This is a genomic window from Halomonas sp. A11-A, assembly GCF_003182195.1.
GTDB lineage: Bacteria > Pseudomonadota > Gammaproteobacteria > Pseudomonadales > Halomonadaceae > Halomonas > Halomonas alkalicola.
Genome location: NZ_QGTM01000061.1, coordinates 1 through 1,235, shown reverse-complemented (window position 1 = coordinate 1,235; position 1,235 = coordinate 1). Strand labels below are relative to the sequence as shown.

1 protein-coding gene is annotated in these 1,235 nt (G+C 65.7%); it reads left to right on the top strand.

What is annotated here, in order from left to right:
• The coding region (locus DER72_RS15975) for an IS66 family transposase (RefSeq protein WP_110070908.1) at nucleotides 1-1,235 on the top strand (1,235 nt) is incomplete at its 3' end.

Here is a 1,235-nt window from a genome sequence, read left to right as displayed (position 1 = left end):
ATGACCATCAGCGATATCAACGTCGACGAGGCCCTGGAGCGGGTCCGGCAGCAGCTCAAGGAAGACCAGACGGTCTCGCCGTCGCTGCGTGCCGCCATCGATGTGCTGATGCTGCTGGTCAAGCTCATGGCCGATCGCCTGGCCACCAGTAGCCGCAACAGCAGCAAGCCACCGTCCCAGGATCCCAATCGCCAGCGCCGCTCGCGCGCCAAAGGCGAGCGGCGCCCCGGCGGACAGCCAGGGCATGAGGGTAAGACGTTGGCGCCGGTGACGGACCCCGACGAGGTGGTCAAGCTCCGTGTCGATCGTCGGCAACTCCCCAAGGGGCGTTCTTACCGCCCGGTCGGCGTCGAAACGCGCCAAGTGCAGGACATCGTAATCCAGGCCGTGGTCACCGAATATCAGGCTGAGGTCCTCGAAGATGATCAGGGGCAACGCTACGTGGCGCCATTCCCCGAGGGCGTGACTCGCCCCATCCAGTATGGCCCTCGCCTCAAGGCGCATGTCGTCTATCTCTCCCAGTATCAGCTGTTGCCCTATGCGCGTATCCGCGAGTTGCTCACCTCGCAGTGCGGCCTGTCGCTGAGCACCGGCACCCTGTTCGCCTTCAACCAGGAGGCCTACCAGCGGGCCGAGGCGTTCGCCGAGTGGGTGATCCCGGCGCTACGTGAAGCAGCCACCGTCCATGCCGATGAAACCGGAATGCAGGTCGGTGGCAAACGCTACTGGCTACACAGCGCCTCCAACGAGGCCCTGACCTGGTTGGCCCCGCACCCCAAGCGCGGCCAGGAAGCGATGGACGCCATCGGCGTATTGCCCTTCGTGCGTGGCGTGCTGGTGCATGATCACTGGAAGCCCTACTACCGCTATCCGGATTGCCGGCACGCGCTCTGTAATGCGCACCACCTTCGGGAGCTGACAGCGGCCTGGGAGAACGATGGCCAGGCATGGGCCAAGGCCTTGCATGACCTGTTGTTGGAGATGCATCGCGCCGTGGAGGTGGCCGACGGCTGCCTCTCGGCCGATGAGACCCGAGCCTGGCGGCAGCGCTATCGAGATTGCCTGGCGAAAGGGGACGCCGAGTGCCCCCCGCCGGTGAAACCGCCACCTGGAACGCGAGGCCGGGCCAAGCGCACCAAGCCGCGCAACCTCCTGGAACGCCTCCAGGCGTACGAGGACGACGTGTTGCGCTTCCTCGACGACCCTGCCGCTCCCTTCACCAACAACCAGGGGGA